Annotated in this window: 19 protein-coding genes; 10 read left to right on the top strand and 9 right to left on the bottom strand. The window is 63.9% G+C overall.

What is annotated here, in order from left to right; translation table 11 throughout:
* Positions 1-136: 136 nt before the first annotated feature.
* Both KI241_RS20350 and KI241_RS20355 read right to left on the bottom strand, forming a co-directional pair.
* Positions 137-1,567, bottom strand: coding sequence for a sensor histidine kinase (locus KI241_RS20350; RefSeq protein WP_047736537.1), 1,431 nt, complete (start codon positions 1,565-1,567; stop codon positions 137-139).
* On the bottom strand, positions 1,554-2,276 hold the full coding sequence (locus tag KI241_RS20355) for a response regulator transcription factor (protein WP_212802939.1): 723 nt from the start codon (positions 2,274-2,276) through the stop codon (positions 1,554-1,556). The genes KI241_RS20350 and KI241_RS20355 overlap by 14 nt, the downstream gene beginning before the upstream one ends.
* 207 nt (positions 2,277-2,483) lie before the next feature.
* Between KI241_RS20355 and KI241_RS20360 the strand changes: the two genes are divergently transcribed.
* The 4 genes from KI241_RS20360 to KI241_RS20375 all read left to right on the top strand — a co-directional run bounded on the left by KI241_RS20360 (position 2,484) and on the right by KI241_RS20375 (position 7,246).
* Positions 2,484-5,234, top strand: a complete 2,751-nt coding sequence (locus KI241_RS20360) for a response regulator (RefSeq protein ID WP_212803894.1) — start codon at positions 2,484-2,486, stop codon at positions 5,232-5,234.
* 66 nt (positions 5,235-5,300) lie between these two features.
* Positions 5,301-6,290 carry a 2-hydroxyacid dehydrogenase gene (locus KI241_RS20365; protein WP_212802940.1) on the top strand — a complete coding sequence of 330 codons (990 nt, stop codon included), beginning with the start codon at positions 5,301-5,303 and terminating at the stop codon, positions 6,288-6,290.
* A 117-nt stretch (positions 6,291-6,407) separates the two neighbouring features.
* Entirely contained in the window at positions 6,408-6,842 is a 435-nt protein-coding gene (locus KI241_RS20370; RefSeq protein WP_042728522.1) for a hypothetical protein, read from the top strand.
* Positions 6,842-7,246, top strand: a complete 405-nt coding sequence (locus tag KI241_RS20375) for an META domain-containing protein (protein ID WP_212802941.1) — start codon at positions 6,842-6,844, stop codon at positions 7,244-7,246. The genes KI241_RS20370 and KI241_RS20375 overlap by 1 nt, the downstream gene beginning before the upstream one ends.
* Before the next feature lie 202 nt (positions 7,247-7,448).
* Here KI241_RS20375 and KI241_RS20380 read toward each other — a convergent pair whose 3' ends face one another.
* The gene (locus KI241_RS20380; protein ID WP_047736541.1) at positions 7,449-7,916 is read right to left on the bottom strand and encodes a TlpA disulfide reductase family protein; all 468 of its coding nucleotides are present in this window, start codon (positions 7,914-7,916) and stop codon (positions 7,449-7,451) included.
* A gap of 112 nt (positions 7,917-8,028) precedes the next feature.
* On the opposite strand from KI241_RS20380, the gene arsC reads away from it, so the two are divergent.
* Genes arsC through KI241_RS20395 form a run of 3 tightly spaced genes read left to right on the top strand, consistent with a single transcriptional unit; the run spans position 8,029 to position 9,402 of the window.
* The gene (gene arsC, locus KI241_RS20385) at positions 8,029-8,382 is read left to right on the top strand and encodes an arsenate reductase (glutaredoxin) (RefSeq protein WP_047736542.1); all 354 of its coding nucleotides are present in this window, start codon (positions 8,029-8,031) and stop codon (positions 8,380-8,382) included.
* The gene (gene wrbA / locus KI241_RS20390) at positions 8,379-8,984 is read left to right on the top strand and encodes an NAD(P)H:quinone oxidoreductase (protein ID WP_047736543.1); all 606 of its coding nucleotides are present in this window, start codon (positions 8,379-8,381) and stop codon (positions 8,982-8,984) included. The genes arsC and wrbA overlap by 4 nt, the downstream gene beginning before the upstream one ends.
* Positions 8,977-9,402, top strand: a complete 426-nt coding sequence (locus tag KI241_RS20395; RefSeq protein ID WP_047736544.1) for a DUF2069 domain-containing protein — start codon at positions 8,977-8,979, stop codon at positions 9,400-9,402. The genes wrbA and KI241_RS20395 overlap by 8 nt, the downstream gene beginning before the upstream one ends.
* Positions 9,403-9,501: 99 nt before the next feature.
* Here the strand turns inward: KI241_RS20395 and KI241_RS20400 are convergent, their stop codons facing one another.
* Both KI241_RS20400 and ttcA read right to left on the bottom strand, forming a co-directional pair.
* On the bottom strand, positions 9,502-10,176 hold the full coding sequence (locus tag KI241_RS20400) for a DNA-3-methyladenine glycosylase I (protein ID WP_047736545.1): 675 nt from the start codon (positions 10,174-10,176) through the stop codon (positions 9,502-9,504).
* A 67-nt stretch (positions 10,177-10,243) separates the two neighbouring features.
* On the bottom strand, positions 10,244-11,068 hold the full coding sequence (ttcA, locus tag KI241_RS20405; protein ID WP_042733005.1) for a tRNA 2-thiocytidine(32) synthetase TtcA: 825 nt from the start codon (positions 11,066-11,068) through the stop codon (positions 10,244-10,246).
* Positions 11,069-11,491: 423 nt separating this feature from the next.
* On the opposite strand from ttcA, the gene KI241_RS20410 reads away from it, so the two are divergent.
* The gene (locus tag KI241_RS20410; protein WP_047736546.1) at positions 11,492-12,094 is read left to right on the top strand and encodes a Yip1 family protein; all 603 of its coding nucleotides are present in this window, start codon (positions 11,492-11,494) and stop codon (positions 12,092-12,094) included.
* Positions 12,095-12,253: 159 nt separating this feature from the next.
* Entirely contained in the window at positions 12,254-12,748 is a 495-nt protein-coding gene (locus KI241_RS20415) for a SprT family zinc-dependent metalloprotease (RefSeq protein WP_053145879.1), read from the top strand.
* Positions 12,749-12,868: 120 nt separating this feature from the next.
* Here KI241_RS20415 and KI241_RS20420 read toward each other — a convergent pair whose 3' ends face one another.
* A complete protein-coding gene (locus tag KI241_RS20420) occupies positions 12,869-14,050 on the bottom strand; it encodes a CaiB/BaiF CoA-transferase family protein (RefSeq protein WP_123578411.1) in 1,182 nt (393 codons plus the stop codon).
* 288 nt (positions 14,051-14,338) lie between these two features.
* The gene (locus KI241_RS20425; protein ID WP_042731781.1) at positions 14,339-15,670 is read right to left on the bottom strand and encodes a dicarboxylate/amino acid:cation symporter; all 1,332 of its coding nucleotides are present in this window, start codon (positions 15,668-15,670) and stop codon (positions 14,339-14,341) included.
* Between the two features lie 332 nt (positions 15,671-16,002).
* Here KI241_RS20425 and KI241_RS20430 point away from each other — a divergent pair, with 332 nt between their 5' ends.
* Entirely contained in the window at positions 16,003-17,001 is a 999-nt protein-coding gene (locus KI241_RS20430) for an AraC family transcriptional regulator (protein ID WP_042731782.1), read from the top strand.
* A gap of 124 nt (positions 17,002-17,125) precedes the next feature.
* On the opposite strand, the gene KI241_RS20435 is transcribed toward KI241_RS20430, so the two are convergent.
* Both KI241_RS20435 and KI241_RS20440 read right to left on the bottom strand, forming a co-directional pair.
* Positions 17,126-18,472, bottom strand: coding sequence for an ATP-binding protein (locus KI241_RS20435; protein ID WP_042731783.1), 1,347 nt, complete (start codon positions 18,470-18,472; stop codon positions 17,126-17,128).
* A complete protein-coding gene (locus tag KI241_RS20440) occupies positions 18,469-19,146 on the bottom strand; it encodes a response regulator (protein ID WP_047736550.1) in 678 nt (225 codons plus the stop codon). Before KI241_RS20440 ends, KI241_RS20435 begins: the two co-directional genes overlap by 4 nt.
* Positions 19,147-19,186 lie beyond the last annotated feature (40 nt).

Consider the following 19,186-nt stretch of genomic DNA (forward strand, 5'->3'; position numbering starts at 1 on the left):
TAAGCGCATAAGCTGCAAGCTGCAAGCTGCAAGCTGCAAGCAAGGAGCGCAATGCACACATTTTTTTGTGGCGAGGGGATTTATCCCCGTTGGGGCGCGAAGCGGCCCCCGATAACCGATCTGACACACCGAGGACTCAGGCCTGAGGGCTGCTTCGCAGCCCAGCGGGGCGGTGCGACGTTTCGCTAAATCCCCTCGCCACAGGGGCCGTGCAGGGCTCACTGGCGATTAGCAGCAGGTTAAGGCGTAATCCCTTTCTCGCGTTCTCGGCCCACATCCCCCCGCCCTGACGCAGCACCGCATTGCGCGCGATGCTCAGGCCCAACCCGAAACCACCGTCCCCCGGACGAGAGCCGTCGAGGCGGATGAAGGGGTCGAAGATGCGTGAAAGATCCTGCTCGGCCACTCCGCCGCCCTCGTCCTCCAGCCACAGATGCCAGTGGGCGCCGTCGCGTTGGCCGGCCAACCGCACGACGCCGCCGGGCGGTGAGTGGCGGATGGCGTTGCGCAAGACGTTTTCCAGGGCCTGGGCCAGGGTGTTGAGGTTGCCCTGGACCCAGCAATCGGCAGGCACGCTGCAATGCAGTTGGTCAGCGGGCCAGCCGCTTTCGTAGCAGGCATTTTCGCTGAGCATTTCCCACAGCGCCTGGACCTGGATCGCCTCGCCTGGCAACGGCGCGCGCTCGGTGTCGAGCCAGGCCAGTTGCAACGTGTCGTCCACCAGCCGCTGCATGCCGGCGACTTCCCGCGCAACGCGTTCGCGCAGTTGCGGCAGCGCCTGCTCGCTTTCGCTGGCCACCTGTAAACGGCTGAGCGGCGTGCGCAGTTCATGGGACAGGTCGCGCAACAGCTGTTGTTGCAGGGCAACCGTGGATTGCAGGCGCTCGGACATGTGATCGAAGGCGCGTCCCAGCTCGCCCAGCTCATCGGTCCGGTTGGTCGTGTGGCTGGACAGGCGCACGTTCAATTGGTCGGCCCGCCAGGCGTTGGCCTGTTCGCGCAGTTGGTTGAGCGGCACCACCAGCAGGCGATACAGGCCCACACACAGCAGCAGGGTGAACAAGCCCGGAATCACGCCGTTGGTGATCACGCGCCAGAACACCCGGTACTGCCCTGGCAGGAAACGCTCGGGCAGTTCGATCACCAGGCTACCGACGGACGGGTCACCGGGAAACGGCACCCGCAGCCACGGACGGCCCTTCTTGTGAATCGGCCAGTCGAGCCCGCGCAGGAACGTCAGGCGTTGGGTTTCACTGTCGGTCAGCGGGCGGTCGCCGAGCGATTGCAAGTCACCGCCAATGACCCCGACCCAACTCGCTTCCCGCTGCTGCATGCCTTGCAGCCATTGCTCGACGCCCGCCTGCTGGCCGGCAGACCAGGCTTGCTCGGCCTCGGCGGCATAATGGCTCAGTGTGTGGCGGGCTTCGTCAGAGAGGAACTGGTTGCGCACCTCCATGTAGCGGCCCCAGGACCAACTCAGCCAGATCATCAGCAGACAGAACGCCACCAGCAGGCACGCCAGTTTCCAGAACAGCGAGTGCCGGCCCGGCAGGTCAGACCATTTCATCGTCGGCACTCAACACGTAGCCCTTGCCCCACACCGTGCGCACCTGGCGCGCGCCGTAGTCGATCGCCTTGAGCTTGCGCCGGATCTGGCTGACGTGCATGTCCAGGCTGCGATCGTGGGGGGCGTAGCCGCGTTGCAACACATGCTGATAAAGGAAGGCCTTGCTCAACACTTCATCGCCGCTGCGCTGCAGGACATCGAGCAGGCGATATTCGCTGCGGGTCAGGCCGGCCCATTGCCCGCCGACGTGTACATCGCCACGCTCTTCGTCGAAGGCCAGGTCCCGGGCCTGGCGACCGCTCGCCGCCAGCGCCGGCCGTCGGTCCAGCGCCACCCGCCGCAGGATGGCTTCGATACGCACGTGCAGCTCTGCCATGCTGAAGGGCTTGGGCAAGTAATCGTCGGCGCCCAGGCGAAAGCCACTGATGCGATCGGCCTCGGCCCCCAGCGCCGACATCAACAGCACCGGGGTCGAGTGGCTCTGGCGCAGGCGGGTCAGCGCCGCGAGGCCATCCAGGCCCGGCAACAGGATGTCCATCAGCACCACGTCGAAAACCTGCTGGCAGGCGATGTCCAGGCCTTCCTGGCCATTCTGGCACCAGGTCACGTCGAACCCGCTGCGGCCCAGGTGCTCATGCACGTAGGCGCCCAGCACGGGATCGTCTTCGATGGACAGGATGCGCGGGTGAACGGCGGAAGTGGGAGTCATGACTATCTGCAAATAATTCTCAGTTGGCGATTATTCAAGATCACCCCCAAAGAGGCAACCATCGCCTACGCCCTTCGCCCGGCGGCCGCGATGCGCGGCGACTTGAATTTTACGAAGATTGCCCGCCTGCAAATCGCTACACTGCGCAGGTACTGCGTGCCGGATGCGCGCAACGCTTAATCGAACCGCTGGATGCAGGAGACAAGTGTGCTCAAGAAACTGGGAATCAAAGGCCGCGTGCTGTTGCTGACCCTGTTGCCGACCAGCCTGATGGCGCTGGTTTTGGGCGGCTATTTCACCTGGATGCAGCAATCTGACCTGCACGCCCAGTTGCTGCAACGTGGCGAAATGATCGCTGAACAACTGGCCCCGCTGGTCGCCCCCGCCATGAGCCGGCAAGACACCGAGCTGCTGGAGCGCATCGCCACCCAGTCGTTGGAACAAACCGACGTACGCGCCGTGACCTTCCTCGCCCCCGACCGCTCGCCGCTGGCCCACGCCGGCCCGACCATGCTCAACCGGGCGCCTGAGGGCAACAGCACGCAATTGCTGCAACGCACCGGTAACGACGCCACGCGCTACCTGCTGCCGGTCTTCGGCAAGCACCGCAACCTGGCGGGCGAATTGATTCCCGAAGAAGCCGACCGCCTGCTGGGCTGGGTCGAGCTGGAGCTGTCCCACAGCGGCATGTTGTTGCGCGGTTATCGCAGCCTCTTCGCCAGCCTGTTGCTGATTGCCGCCGGCCTGGGCCTGACCGCGCTGCTGGCCCTGCGCATGGGCCGCACGATCAACCGCCCGTTGAGCCAGATCAAGCAAGCCGTGGCCCAGCTCAAGGACGGTCACCTGGAAACCCGCCTGCCGCCCTTGGGCAGCCAGGAGCTGGACGAACTGGCGTCGGGCATCAACCGCATGGCCGGCACCTTGCAGAACGCCCAGGAAGAACTGCAGCACAGCATCGACCAGGCCACCGAGGACGTGCGCCAGAACCTGGAAACCATCGAGATCCAGAACATCGAGCTGGACCTGGCGCGCAAGGAAGCCCTGGAAGCGAGCCGGATCAAATCCGAATTCCTGGCGAACATGAGCCATGAGATCCGCACCCCGCTCAACGGCATCCTCGGCTTCACACATCTCTTGCAGAAAAGCGAGCTGACCCCACGCCAGCTCGACTACCTGGGCACCATCGAAAAATCCGCCGACAGCCTGCTGGGCATCATCAACGAGATCCTCGACTTCTCGAAGATCGAGGCCGGCAAGCTGGTGCTCGACAACATCCCGTTCAACCTGCGGGACCTGCTGCAAGACACCCTGACCATCCTCGCCCCCGCCGCCCATGCCAAGCAGCTGGAGCTGGTGAGCCTGGTGTACCGCGACACGCCGTTGTCGCTGGTGGGCGATCCGTTGCGCCTCAAGCAGATCCTCACCAACCTGGTGAGCAACGCCATCAAGTTCACCCGCGAGGGCACCATCGTCGCCCGGGCCATGCTCGAAGACGAACACGAAGACAGCGTGCAGTTGCGCATCAGCATCCAGGACACCGGCATCGGCCTGTCCGCCCAGGACGTGCGGGCGCTGTTCCAGGCGTTCAGCCAGGCCGACAATTCACTGTCGCGCCAGCCGGGCGGCACCGGGCTGGGCCTGGTGATTTCCAAGCGCCTGGTGGAACAGATGGGCGGCGAGATCGGTGTGGACAGCACGCCGGGCGAAGGCTCGGAGTTCTGGATCAGCCTGCGCCTGCCCAAGACCCGCGACGACGCCGAGGACCTGCCCGGCCCGCCGTTGCTGGGCCGACGCGTGGCGCTGCTGGAAAACCACGAGCTGGCGCGCCAGGCCTTGCAACACCAGCTCGAGGACTGCGGCCTGCACGTCACGCCCTTCAACACCCTGGAAAGCCTGACCAACGGCGTCACCGTCGCCCACCCGACCGACCAGGCGTTCGACCTGGCCGTGCTGGGCATCACCAGCAACGACATGCCGCCGGAACGCCTCAACCAGCACATCTGGGACCTCGAACACCTGGGCTGCAAGGTGCTGGTGCTGTGCCCCACCACCGAACAGACGCTCTACCACCTCTCGGTGCCCAACCCCCACAGCCAGTTGCAGGCCAAGCCCGCCTGCACCCGCAAGTTGCGCCGCTCGCTGTCCGACCTGGTGAACCCACGGCCAACCCGCAGCGAGCCGAACGAGCCGGTGGCCAGCCGCGCGCCCAAAGTGCTGTGCGTGGATGACAACCCGGCCAACCTGTTGCTGGTGCAGACCCTGCTCGAAGACATGGGGGCCAAGGTGCTGGCGGTGGAAAGCGGCTATGCCGCGGTCAAGGCCGTGCAAAAGGAAACCTACGACCTGGTGCTGATGGATGTGCAGATGCCCGGCATGGACGGGCGCCAGAGCACCGAGGCGATCCGCCAGTGGGAAAGCGAGCGCCACTGCACGCCGCTGCCGATCGTCGCCCTCACCGCCCATGCCATGGCCAACGAAAAGCGCGCTCTGCTGCAAAGCGGCATGGACGACTACCTGACCAAACCCATCAGCGAACGGCAACTGGCCCAGGTGGTGCTCAAATGGACCGGCCTGGCCTTGCGCAATCAGTCGCCGGAGCGCCACGGCGACGCCCAGGCCGGCGGTGAACTGCTGGTGCTCGACCACGAAGAGGGCCTGCGCCTGGCCGCCGGCAAGGCCGACCTGGCGGCGGACATGCTGGCGATGTTGTTGGCGTCCCTGGAAGCCGACCGCGAAGCGATCCGCCAGGCCAGCGAGGCCAACGATCACAACGCCTTGATCGAACGAGTCCATCGCCTGCACGGGGCGACGCGCTACTGCGGGGTTCCGCAACTGCGCGCCGCCTGCCAGCGCAGCGAAACCCTGCTCAAGCAACAGGACCCCAAAGCCGCCGCCGCCCTGGAAGAACTGGAGCGCGCCATCAATCGGCTGGCGAGCGAGGCCCGTATCAGCGCCTGACCCAGCGCAATAACCGTCGGGGCCATCACGGCTAAGCTGATGCCATCCAAGCCTCAGGAGGCCGCCATGCGTGTGATTCTTTTCAGCAGCCAGACTTACGACCGCGACAGTTTCAGCAAGGCTGTAGCCCCCGCCGGCCTTGAACTGCAGTTCCAGCCGGCGCGCTTGAACCTGGACACCGTCGCCCTGGCCGAACACCACGAAGTGGTCTGCGCCTTCATCAACGACGACCTCAGCGCCCCGGTGCTGGAGCGGCTGGCAAGCGGCGGGACCCGGCTGATCGCCCTGCGCTCGGCCGGCTACAACCATGTCGACCTGATGGCCGCCCAGCGCCTGGGGCTGGCCATCGTCCGGGTGCCTGCCTACTCGCCCCACGCCGTCGCCGAACATGCGGTGGCGCTGATCATGGCCCTCAATCGCTGCCTGCACCGCGCCTACAACCGTACCCGCGACGGTAACTTCAGCCTGCATGGCCTCACCGGCTTCGATCTGGTGGGCAAGACCGTCGGGGTGATCGGCACCGGGCAGATCGGCGCGACGTTCGCGCGAATCATGGCCGGCTTCGGTTGCCGGTTACTGGCTTACGACCCCTACCCCAATGCCCAGCTCGAAGCGCTGGGCGCCCATTACTTGCCGCTGCCGCAACTGTTGGAACAGGCGCAGATCATCAGCCTGCACTGCCCGCTCAACGAACAGAGCCGCCACTTGATCAACGCCCAGTCCCTGGCCGCGATGCAACGCGGCGCCATGCTGATCAACACCGGGCGCGGCGGGCTGGTGGATACGCCGGCGCTGATCGAAGCGCTGAAGAGCGGTCAGTTGGGCTACCTGGGGCTGGATGTCTATGAAGAAGAGGCCCAACTGTTCTTCAAGGACCGCTCCGACCAGCCCCTGCAGGACGATGTCCTGGCCCGGCTACTGACCTTTCCCAACGTGATCGTCACCGCCCACCAGGCCTTCCTGACCCATGAAGCGCTGGCGGCGATCGCCACCACCACTCTGGACAACATCGCCGCCTGGGCGGCTGGCACGCCACAGAACGTGGTAGATGGCTGACCTGCTCTATCAGCCAACACATAACTCCCACAGGATGGAGTTTCGTCGGCAAGACTCGTGGTTGCCCATCCCCAGCCATGCCCCCGTGCTAGCATGTCGCGCCTATTTGGAGGACCCATGGCCGAACACGATTTCCGCTACACCCTGATGAACCCGCAGCACACCCTGACCGAAGTCCGCGCCTTGGCGCCGGGCCGCTATCAGGTCACCGGCAACGGCGGTTCGATCCAGGCCAACGATGTCTTGCTGGTCACCCTCAAGGGCAGCAAGGACCTGTCCATGCGACTGACCGTGGACACCGTCCGGCACCTGCTCAAGCCCATGGGCCAATGGACTGCCATGACCACCGGCCCAGTGTTCGGCGAACTGGCGATCCACACCTGGCAGGTCAACTGCGACGGCTGCGCCAAGGCACTGAGCTTCGAGTTCGCCGTCGATGCCCAGCTGGGCGTCAAGGCCCAGAAGCCAGCCGCCAACGCGCGTATCGCCGAGCTGGGCTGGACCACGGTCGGTGAAAAACACCTGTGCCCGAAATGCCAGGAAGCAGCCTGATGAAACACACGGCCCTGGCCGCGTTGATCGGCATGAGCCTGATGGGTTGCGCCGCTGAACCTGTGCAACTGCAGCACAATCGCAGCTACATCCTGGAGTGGATCGGCGAACGGCCGTTGATGGACTACAGCCACCTGACCATCACCCTCGGCGACGATGGTCGCGCCTATGGCAACGGCGGCTGCAACCACTGGTTTGCCGCCTACACCCTGGAAGGCCACCGCTTGAGCTTCGGCAAGATCGGCAGCACCCGCAAGCTCTGCGCCCCGGCCGTGATGGAGCAGGAAGGCCGCTTCTTGCAGGCGCTGGAAAAGGTCGAGCGCTGGGACATCGCGCCCAACGAGCAGATGCGCTTCTGGCCCGCCCAGGGCAAGCCGCTGCGCTGGTGGCTGGAAGAAGGCTGAGACCGCCCCCCTGTGGCTAGCAACACTAATGAGCTGATGTAGATGCGATGATTGTGGCGAGGGGATTCATCCCCGCTGGGCTGCGTAGCAGCCCCCTTGCGTTTGGTCTGATATATCGCGGTGGCATTGATATATGGGGGCCGCTTCGCAGCCCAACGGGGATGAATCCCCTCGCCACAAGGTATCCACCTTGCAACAGGTCTTATTTGAGCGCCTGCAACGCCTCCAGCTTCGCCATCACCCCCGCCGCCGTCTGCTCCCCGAGCAACTGCTCGCGCAGCTTGCCCTGGTTGTCGATGATGTAGGTCACCGGCAGCCCTTCACTGCGTGGCAGGTCGAAGATCTCGGCCGGGTCGCGAGCCAATACGGTGAAGCGGATGCCCATCTTGTCGCTGGCGCTCTTGAGCTCCTCGCCCTGCACCTGGTCGAAATTGACCCCGAACACGCCGACGTTGCGGCCCTTGAGCTGGTCGGCCAGGGCATTGAACTCGGGAATTTCGGTGCGGCACGGCGCGCACCACTCCGCCCAGTAGTTGAGCACCAGCCATTGCTTGTCCAGCCGCTGCGAGGCGACGGCCTGGCCGTTCTGGTCTACCCCGTAGTCGTTGCCGCAGCCGGCGAGCAACAAAATGCCCATGAATGTCATTGCCGCCGTCAGTCGCCTTACCATGTGCCGATCCTTGTCTGAATGTGAGCTGCCGCGACCCGTTGCCTCTGTTGGGTGCTTGGGGCCTCGCGGCACAGTAGAATAGCCGCCACCTTACGCAAGATGCGACCCGCTCATGACCGATCTGACGCTTTATCACAACCCGCGCTGCTCGAAATCCCGCGGTGCGCTGGAACTGTTGGAGGCCCGCGGCCTGACGCCCACCGTGGTCCGCTACCTGGAAACCCCACTGGACGCCGCGCAACTGGAACGCCTGCTGGGCAAGCTCGGCATTACCGCCCGGCAACTGCTGCGCACCGGTGAAGAGGCCTACACAGACCTGAACCTGGCCGACGAAAGCCTGAGCCAGGCGCAGTTGATCGCCGCCATCGCCGCCCACCCGAAACTCATGGAACGGCCCATCCTGGAAACCGCCGACAAGGCCGTGATCGGTCGTCCGCCGGAGAAGATCCTGGAGATCCTGCCGTGAGCACGCCGTACATCCTGGTGTTGTATTACAGCCGCAGCGGCTCGACCCATGAGATGGCCCGGCAGATTGCCCGTGGCATCGAGCAGGCCGGGCTGGAAGCCAGGCTGCGCACGGTGCCGGCGATTTCCACCGAATGTGAAGCGGTGTCGCCGGACATCCCCGAGCAAGGCCCGCTTTACGCCACTCTCGATGACCTCAAGCACTGCGCCGGCCTGGCCTTGGGCAGCCCGACCCGTTTCGGCAACATGGCCGCGCCGTTGAAGTATTTCCTCGACGGCACCAGCAACCTGTGGCTGACCGGCGCCCTGGTGGGCAAGCCGGCCGGGGTGTTCACGTCCACGGCCAGCCTGCATGGCGGCCAGGAAACCACCCTGCTGTCGATGATGCTGCCGCTGTTGCACCACGGCATGCTGATTACCGGCCTGCCCTACAGCGAGTCGGCGCTGATCGACACCGAAGGCGGCGGCACGCCCTATGGGCCGAGCCATCACGCGGGAAGCGACGGCAAGCGCGGCCTGAACGAACACGAAGTCGCGCTGTGCCGGGCCCTGGGTTCGCGCCTGGCGAAGACGGCACAGTTGCTGGAGAAAGGCCGTGGCTAAGAAGCCCAAGATCCTGCCGCCCATTGCGTGGCTGGAACCGCGGGTGCGCATCGCCCGCCTCCTCAGCCTGCTGTGCTTCTTTGGCCTGGTGGGGTTACTCAGCGCCTATTACCTGCTGATCGCTGACCTGCACGGTGCGCGGCCCTGGGTCATCCTGCTGATCGAGCTGGTGCCGCTGCTGATCCTCGCCCCCGGCATGCTCACCGGCAGCGCCCGCGGCCACTCGTGGATGTGCTTCGTGGTGAACCTGTACTTCATCAAGGGCGCGCTGGCGGCCTATGACCCGAACCGGCAACTGTTCGGCCTGCTGGAAATGGCGGCGAGCCTGGCGGTGTTCTGCTCGGCGTTGTTGTATGTGCGGTGGCGGTTTCAGTTGAACCGGCGGTTGGCGGGGGAAGGCGAGGTCCCTGTCGCCTGAGAGGCCGCCATCGCGAGCAAGCTCGCTCCCACATGAGGTCTGTGGTGTTCACAAATCCCCTGTGGGAGCGAGCTTGCTCGCGATGGGCGCGACGCGGTCTCAATGATTGACGGTGTAGGCCAGCATCATCGAAATCTGCGACATCGGCCGCCCGCCGCTCTCTTCATGCCAGCGGTTGAAAGCATTCTGCACCGTCGCCAGGTCCCGCAGGCTGGTGGGGACTTTGTCGATGATCTCCTGGGCATTGAGCGCGGCCACCACGTCATAGCTCGGCACAAAGGTGTCCTTGCCCATCATCCGCAGGAAGCGCGGCGCCGACAGGCCGCCCAGTTGATGGCCGTGTTTCTTCAGGTAGGTCCACAGGCCGACGATGTCGGTCACCGGCCAGTCGGCGATCAGCGCGCCGAAGCTGCCTTTTTCGTGGGCCACATCCAGGATCAATTGGGCGTTGCGCGGCACGCTCTTGAGCTTGCCCAGGTGGCGAATGATCCGTGCGTCCTGCATCAGTCGCTCCAGGTGCTCGGCACTCATGAGCACGACTTTTTCCGGGTCGAACTTGAAGAACACCTCTTCGAACGCCGGCCACTTGGCATCCACCAGGCTGTGCTTGAGGCCCGCGCGAAAGACCCGCAGCGCCATGGTCGAGAGGTAGCGGTCGTCACTGATCTTGCGCAATTGCGCCGGGGTCTTGGGAACAGGCAGGTGGGCTTCCAGTTCAGCCGCCGAACCGAAGCGGTTCAGACAATACTCGTGCAGCCACTTGTAATCGCGCATGCCCTCTCCTGGGGTCAGAAATGAAAACGGCGCTCGCGAGCGCCGTGAAATAGAGGCCTTGGCCGGGTCAGAGGTTCACCACGTTGACGAAGCGCGGCGTGGCGTTTTCGTCGATGCGCAGGTTGGTGAAGTCGAACAGGTTGCGATCCGCCAGTTGCGATGGGACAACGTTCTGCAGGCCACGGAAGATGCTCTCGGTACGCCCAGGGGTCTTGCGCTCCCACTCCTGGAGCATTTCCTTGACCACCTGGCGCTGCAGGTTCTCCTGGGAACCGCAGAGGTTGCAGGGGATGATCGGGAACTGCTTGAAGTCCGAATAGGCCTGGATGTCCTTCTCGTTGCAATAGGCCAGCGGCCGGATCACCACGTTGCGCCCGTCATCGGCCCGCAGCTTGGGCGGCATGGCCTTGAGGGTGCCGTTGTAGAACATGTTCAGGAAGAACGTCTCGACGATGTCGTCGCGGTGGTGCCCCAGGGCCATCTTGGTCGCGCCGATCTCGTCGGCAAAGGTGTAGAGCGTCCCGCGCCGCAGGCGTGAACACAACGAGCAGGTGGTCTTGCCTTCGGGAATCAGTTCCTTGACCACCGAATAGGTGTCTTTCTCGACGATGTGGTATTCCACGCCCAGCGACTCGAGGTAGGCCGGCAGCACGTGCTCGGGAAAACCGGGCTGCTTCTGGTCCATGTTCACGGCGACGATGTCGAACTTGATCGGGGCAACCTTCTGCAAGTGCATCAGCACATCGAGCAAGGTGTAGCTGTCCTTGCCGCCGGACAGGCAGACCATGACCTTGTCACCGTCCTCGATCATGTTGAAATCGGCGACCGCCTCACCGGCCAGGCGGCGCAGGCGCTTTTGCAGTTTGTTCTGGTTGACCGTAAGAGTGCCCATGACGCGAAATCCGTGAGGTGTGACGAAAGGCCGGCATTTTACGCAAAAAATCCACTTTCGGCGAAGGCTCATGACGGGCGCTATTGTGGCGAGGGGATTCATCCCCGTTGGGCTGCGCAGCAGCCCCTCATTAACGACTGGGTTACTGGGGGAGCCAATGGATGGGGGGCGCTTCGCACCCCAGCGGGGATAAATCCCCTCGCCACAGGCGGATTCTTCCAGCCGGAGCGGTGCACAGACCCATCGGCGATTAACCCGCCAACCGACAGCGCAATTTGCTCTAAGCCTCCCATCCCGCTGGCGATAACTCCTTTCTATACTGCGGCATAAGGTCGCACACACATACAGACCTTTACTTACTTGGCCATTTGGCCCGTAGGCGCTCCGTTGGGGGCGATGGCAATAACAAAGGAGTGACTGACTATGATCCATCATGTCGTGGGACTCTTTACCCACCCTGATCAAGAATGGAAGGAGATCCGTGGCGATCAGGAGGAAAGCATCAGCCACATGTACCTGACCCACACGCTGATCCTGGCGGCCATCCCCGCCATATCGGCGTTCATCGGTACCACGCAGGTGGGCTGGGTCATCGGCAACCGCCCTCCGGTGATGCTGACGCAGGAAAGCGCGCTGTGGATGACGGTCATGTCATACCTGGCGATGCTGGGCGGCGTGGCGGTGATGGGCGCCTTCATCCACTGGATGGCCCGCACCTACGACGCCAACCCGAGCCTGGCCCGTTGTGTCGCGTTTGCCACCTACACGGCAACCCCTTTGTTCATCGGTGGCCTGGCGGCGCTCTACCCGCACATGTGGCTGGGGATGATCGTCGGCACGGCGGCCATCTGCTACACGGTCTACCTGCTGTACGTGGGCCTGCCGACCTTCATGAACATTCCCCAGGACGAAGGCTTCCTCTTCTCCAGCTCGGTGCTTGCCGTCGGCCTGGTGGTGCTGGTCGCCATCATGGCGTTCACGGTGATCGTCTGGGGCCTGGGCGTTGGCCCGGTGTATACCAATTAACCGCAAGAAGCCCCTCCGATAACAAGCAATCCTGCCAACACAGGCCGCCGCAAGGCGGCCTTCCTGTGTTGGCAATGGCGAAAACGACCGCTGGGCGCCCCGGCGATTCGCAACGGTCGATGCTTGCGGCATACTCGGGTTTCTGGAGATCCGTACAGCATGCTCGAGCAACTCAATACCCGCGTCGAAGAGTGTTACCAACAAGCCGAAACCTTTTTCAAACGTCCTTTCAAACGCCCGGTGGTCAGCTTCAAATTGCGTGGCCAGAAAGCCGGGGTCGCTCACCTGCATGAGAACCTGCTGCGCTTCAACCCACAGTTGTACCGGGAAAACGCCGATGACTTCCTCAAGCAGACCGTCGCCCACGAAGTCGCACACCTGATCGCCCACCAACTGTTTGGCGAGCGCATCCAGCCCCATGGCGAAGAGTGGCAACTGATCATGCGCGGGGTGTACGAACTGCCGCCCAATCGCTGTCACACCTACGCCATCAAACGCCGCAGCGTGACCCGCTACATCTACAAATGCCCGTGCGACGGCAGCGACTTCCCGTTCTCGGCCCAGCGCCACAGCCTGGTACGCCAGGGACGCAGGTACTTGTGTCGCAGTTGCCGGGGGACGTTGGTGTTCAGTGGGGAGACGCGGGTGGAATAGCCTGATTTTGCGGTGCCTGGACTGACCTCTTCGCGAGCAAGCCCGCTCCCACAGGGGACTTGTGTACACCGTAGGTCCGATGTGGGAGCGGGCTTGCTCGCGAAGGGGCCCTAAAAAGCACTACAAAATCACCTTGTCACCGCGCAATTGGGCAATCTGCTGCGCACTAAACCCCAGCTCCCCCAACACCTGGTCCGTATGCTCCCCAACCTTCGCGCCAATGTGCCGGGGCGCGGGCAGCCCATCCGAAAACTTCAGCGGACACGCCATCTGCGCCTGGCGCGAACCATCGCCCCGAGGCACCTGGGTCACCACCTCGCGCGCCTGCAACTGCGGGTGTTGCAACGCTTCGTCCAACCCCAGCACCGGCTCGACACAGGCATCGATGCCCGCGAACAACCGGCACAACTCGGCGAAGTCATGTTTTTCGAACTCGACCTGCAACGCCTGCTTGAGCGCCCGCTGTTGCGCGGGATCGGGCGAGAGGCCCTGGGTCGCCAGTTCCGGTCGCCCCAAGGCCTCGCACAGGGCCTGCATGAAGCCCGGCTCCAGGCTGCCCACCGACATCCAGCGGCCCTCCCGCGTGCGGTAATAGTCATAGAAACTGCCGCCATTGAGCATCTGGCTTTCAAACCCTGGCACCTGACCGCAGGCCAGGTACCCGGCACCGGCCAGGGCGTTCAGGCTGAAGACACAGTCGGTCATGCTGACGTCCAGGTGCTGGCCCCGCCCGGTCTGCTGTCGGGCAATCACCGCCGCCAACAGCCCGATCACTCCATGCAGCGAGCCACCGGCGATATCGGCTGCCTGGATCCCCAGCGGCAGCGGCCCGCTGTCGGCGCGACCGGTGTGGCTGGCCAAGCCTGCCACGGCCAGGTAGTTGATGTCGTGGCCGGCACGTTCCTTGTACGGCCCGGTCTGGCCGTAGCCGGTGATCGACACGTAGATCAGCCGCGGATTGATGGCCTTCAGCGCTTCGTATCCCAGGCCCAGTCGCTCCATGACCCCGGGCCGGAACTGCTCCAGCAGGATGTCGTGGTCGGCGAGCAAGGCCTCGATCACCGCCAGCGCCTCTGGTTGCTTGAGGTCCAGGGCGAGGCTGCGCTTGTTGCGGTTGAGGTACGCGTGGCTGGCAGACACCCCGTGGTCATGGGGCGGCAGCATCCGCAACAGATCCGCACGGTTCGGCGACTCGATGCGCAGCACCTCAGCGCCCATGTCGGCCAGCAGCAACGAGGCGAACGGGCCGGGCAGCAGGGTCGAAAAGTCCAGAACCTTGAGCGATGCCAGTGGGCCTTGCATGAGCGATCTCCGAGGGGTGATGGCTCAAGCCTAGGCAGGGATGAGAGACGGGGCAATTACCGCGGGTGTTGTTTGGGGTGACCAATGCGCTCAAGAAGCGAGCCGTGGCGAGGGAGCTTGCTCCCGCTGGGTTGCGCAGCAGCCCCACACTGCAATGCATCAGATAACACAAGGGGCCCGCTGCGCAGGCCAGCGGGAGCAAGCTCCCTCGCCACAGGGGGTGCAGTGGCCTTTTCGTCAGTCATGAAAAAACCCGCCGAGGCGGGTCTTTTCAGTGCAGGCTGACGCTTACTTCACAGCGCCCGGTGCTTCGGCTGCCGCAATCTGCTCGTCCTCTTCGCGAACGTCGGAGATGCCGCGACCACCGGAAGCCAGTTCGGCGTGCAGTTGGTCTTCGTCCAGTTCCTTGACCCACTTAGCAACCACTACCGTGGCAACGGCGTTGCCCACCAGGTTGGTCAGGGCGCGGGCTTCGGACATGAAGCGGTCGATACCCAGGATCAGCGCCAGGCCGGCCACCGGCAGGTGACCCACGGCCGACAGGGTGGCGGCCAGTACGATGAAGCCGCTACCGGTCACGCCGGCAGCCCCCTTGGACGACAGCAGCAACACCAGCAGCAGGGTGATCTGGTGGGTGATGTCCATGTGGGTATCGGTGGCCTGGGCGATGAACACCGCGGCCATGGTCAGGTAGATCGAAGTACCGTCCAGGTTGAACGAGTAGCCGGTCGGGATGACCAGGCCAACGACAGACTTCTTGGCGCCCAGGCGTTCCATCTTGATCAGCATGCGTGGCAGGGCCGATTCCGACGAGGAGGTGCCCAGCACGATCAGCAGCTCTTCACGGATGTAGCGAACCAGCTTGATCACGCTGAAGCCGTGGATGCGGCAGATGGCACCCAGCACGACCAGCACGAACACCACGCAGGTGATGTAGAAGCAGATCATCAGCTGGCCCAGTTGCACCAGCGAACCGACACCGTAGGCGCCGATGGTGAAGGCCATGGCACCAAATGCACCCAGGGGCGCCAGTTTCATGATCATGTTGATGATGATGAACATGACGTGGGCGAAGCGGTCGATGAAGTCCAGGACCGGCTTGCCGTAGGCGCCCAGGCGATGCAGGGCGAAACCGAAGATCACCGAGAACATCAGCACTTGCAGGATGTCGCCGTTGGCGAACGCGCCGACGATGGTGTTCGGGATCACGTTGAGGATGAAGGCAACGATGCTCTGGTCTTTACCGGCGGAGATGAAGCCGGCGATCTTGCTGGTGTCCAGGGTCGACACGTCGATGTGCATGCCGTTACCCGGTTGCACGACGTTGACCACGACCAGGCCGATCAGCAGGGCGATGGTGGAGACGATCTCGAAGTACAGCAGCGCATAGCCGCCAGTTTTGCCGACCGACTTCATGTTCTGCATGCCGGCGATACCGCTGACGACGGTACAGAAGATGATCGGGGCGATGACCATTTTGATCAGTTTGATGAACCCGTCACCGAACGGCTTGAGGGCAACACCGGTCTGCGGGTAGAAGTGGCCGAGCAAAATACCGATGGCAATGGCTACGATCACCTGGAAATACAGGGATTTGTACAGGGGCTGACGAGTCGTCATGGCAAACCTTCCTCAAGCGTCCCGTGCGACAACATCCACCTGTCGTCCACGAAACCTCAATTGCGAACCCTCCTGCACTGGAGGGATTTGTTTTGTCGGCTGCACGCGGCAGACCTACCTAACGCATCGCAAAGCGCGTGCCATTTTTGCGAAACCTCCTACATCCGGTATAGCAGACGGGTTGGCGCATTCCACAAGGGTTTAAACAGGGCGTGTAAGGTGGCGGATTTCCGCCTGCTGGCCGCTTCCCGCTCCGGAATTTGGCGGATATCCGCCTTGTCCAGGTCCGTCCCGCTGCTACCATCGCCGGCTTAACGGACGGATTTCTTGCCATGCGCCAACGCACGATCGCCAGCCATTTCGCCCGCGCAGCCCTGGGTGGCGCGCGCCGGCAAGGCTTCGATTACCTTCCCCTGCTGCAACAGTTGGGCATCAGCCCCCAATTGCTGGAGGAATCACGGGCGCGCATCGCGCCGGAACAGTTCGCGCGCCTGCTGCAGTCGCTGTGGCAACAACTGGACGATGAATACCTGGGGTTCGGCCGGGCGCCGAGTAAACCCGGGACGTTTGCAATGATGTGCCACGCGTTGATCCACTGCCGAACCCTGGGCAAGGCGCTCCAGCGCGGCCTGTTGTTCTACGGCCTGTTCCCCGACGCCCCCCGCCTGTCGCTGGAAGCCGAAGGCGAGCGGGTCCGGCTGGTGCTGGACGACTCGACGCTGTGGGACCCGGATCACTTCCTGAGCGAAAGCCTGCTGGTGATCTGGCATCGCCTCGGCAGTTGGTTGATTGGCCAGCGGATCGGTCTGGAACAGGCGACGTTCGGCTACGCGAGGCCCGCCCACGCGGCCGAGTACGACTTGCTGTTCCCCTGTCCGTTGGTGTTCGGGGCTCCCAGCAGCAGCCTGTTGTTCCACAGCCGCTACCTGGACATGCCGCTGCTGCAGGACGAACGCACCCTCAAGCATTTTCTCGAACGCTCCCCCGCCGACCTGCTGTCGCGCCCCGACGATGGCCACAGCCTGAGCAGCCAGCTGCGGCGCCTGCTCAGCCGCGACACGGCACGTTGGCCCGACCTGGACACCGTGGCGAGCCACCTGCACATCAGCCCCCAGACGCTGCGCCGGCACCTGCGCGAGGAAGGCACCAGTTTCCAGGCGCTCAAGGACCAATTGCGGCGGGATATCGCCATCTATCACCTGGGGCATGCGCAGCTGTCGTTGCAGGAGATTGCCGAGCAGTTGGGGTTCTCGGAACCGTCGGCGTTTCATCGGGCGTTCAAGAAGTGGACGGGGGTGACACCGGGGGCTTATCGGGAGCAGGAGAACTGAGTGGCAGCATCCGGTTTTGGTAGGCCTCTTCGCGGGCAAGCCCGCTCCCGTGAGCACCGCAAATCCCCTGTGGGAGCGGGCTTGCCCGCGAAGAGGCCAATAGCCACACCGAAAAAAAACCCAGTCATACCACCGGAAAATGAATCCGGAACGCCGCGCCGCCCAGTTCCGAATCCCCCAGGGTCAACGTGGCGCCGTAGCTTTCGATGATGTCCTTGACCACCGCCAGGCCAATCCCCTGCCCCGGGTGCTGGCGGTCGAGCCGTTCGCCACGCTGGAGAATCCGCGCCCGCTGATCCGGCGGTACGCCCGGCCCATCGTCCTCGACGCACAGCTCCATGCCGCCGAGGGTCTGGTGGACGCTGACGCGCACCTGCCCCAGGCAGAGTCGATAGGCGTTTTCCAACAGGTTGCCGAGCATTTCCAGCAAGGCGCCCTGCTCGATCGGCACCTGGCAGTGCTCTGGCAGGTCGAAACCGACATCGACCCGTTTATCGCGATAGACCTTGTCCAGGGTGTCGCACAGGCTTTGCAACACCGGGCGCAAGGGCACCTGGTGGCGCACCAGCCCGCTCTTGCGCAGGCTGGCACGCTGCAACTGGTAGCCGATCTGCTGACTCATGCGTTCGATCTGGGATTGCAGGACCCAGGCCTGGTCCCGGTCCGCGGGGCGCCGGGCCATGTCTTCGCTGACGCCCTGCAGCACCGCCAGCGGGGTTTTCAGGCTGTGGGCCAGGTCATCGAGGGAGTCACGGTAGCGGCTGCGCTGCTCGCGCTCGCTGTACAGCAGGCGGTTGAGGGAGCCGGTCAGGCGCAACAGCTCGCGGGGGTGCTCGGTGCTGAGGCTGTCCCGGGCCCCGCTTTCGATCTCGTCCAACTCCTGGCTCAAGCGCCGCAAGGCCCGCAGGCCCCAGGTCAGGCCGATCCACAACAGCGCCAGCAATACCAGCAGGGCCGCGCCAAAACCCAGGTAGAGATTGTCCCGCAGGCCTTGCAGGGTCACCTCGTAGTCGCGGACCGGTTGCAGGGTGACGATACTGAAGGCCGCGTTCTGCCCGCCGAGCAGTTGGATCTCGACGTCATAGACGAAAAACTCCTGGCCATCGTTCTCGCGGATTCGCGCGAACTGGTTGCCCTGGCCGTCGTAGCGCGGCGTGTAGTTGATGTTTTCTTCCCGCGTGGCCTTCGAGCGCCACACCAATCGCCCGTCGCGGTCATAGATGTAGCCCAGCAACCGGGCATCGGCGAGGTTGAAGCGCTCGTCGGGCAGTTGCGTCGGCATCTTCAAGCGGTTGTTTTCCACCCGGGCGGCGGAAATCAGCGTGGTCACGTCCGACGCCAGGCGCTGCTCGATGGACTCCTGCAACGCCAGGCTGAACGCACCTTGCATCGCCGGCAGCAGCGCCAGCATGAACAACACCGCCAGGGTCATGGCGGCCAGCATCAAGCGCAGGCGTAGCGAACGAATCACTGGCAGCGCTCGTTGAACAGGTAGCCCAGTCCTCGCACGGTGTCGATCGGCTTGAAGCCACCGGGGGCCTCCAGCTTGCGGCGCAGGCGCCCGACCAGCACTTCGATGACATTCGGATCGCGCTCGTCGTCATCGGGATACAGCTGTTCCATCAAGCGGTCCTTGGCGACCACCTGCTGGTGATGACGCATCAGGTACTCGAGGATGCGGTACTCGTAGGCGGTCAGGGCCAGGGGTTCTTCGTCGAGGGACGCCTGCTTGCGGTTGAGGTCCAGCAGCAATGGTCCGGCGACGATGGTCGACTGGGTGAAGCCGCTGGAGCGCCGCAACAGCGCATTCAGGCGGGCTTCCAGCTCTTCGAACTGGAAGGGCTTGACCACATAGTCGTCGGCCCCGGCGGCCAGGCCCTCGACCTTGTCCTGCCAGTTGCCGCGGGCGGTCAGGATCAGGATCGGAAACGTCTTGTCCTGGGAACGCAGCCGGCGGATCAGCTCCAGGCCGCTGATGCCCGGCAGGCCCAGGTCGACGACGGCCAAGTCGTGGTTGAATTCCGCGACCTGGTACAAGGCCTCTTCAGCGTTGGCGACGGCCTGCACCACGTGGCCGCTGTCGGTGAGACGGGTTTGCAGGTGATGACGCAGCAGAGCCTCGTCTTCGACGACCAGTAATTTCATGAAGCCTCTCCCCAGGCAAATCAAACGATCCAGTGCTGTG

Origin of the sequence: Pseudomonas sp. Cab53 (assembly GCF_018325965.1) — a bacterium.
In the GTDB taxonomy this organism is placed as follows: domain Bacteria; phylum Pseudomonadota; class Gammaproteobacteria; order Pseudomonadales; family Pseudomonadaceae; genus Aquipseudomonas; species Aquipseudomonas chlororaphis_E.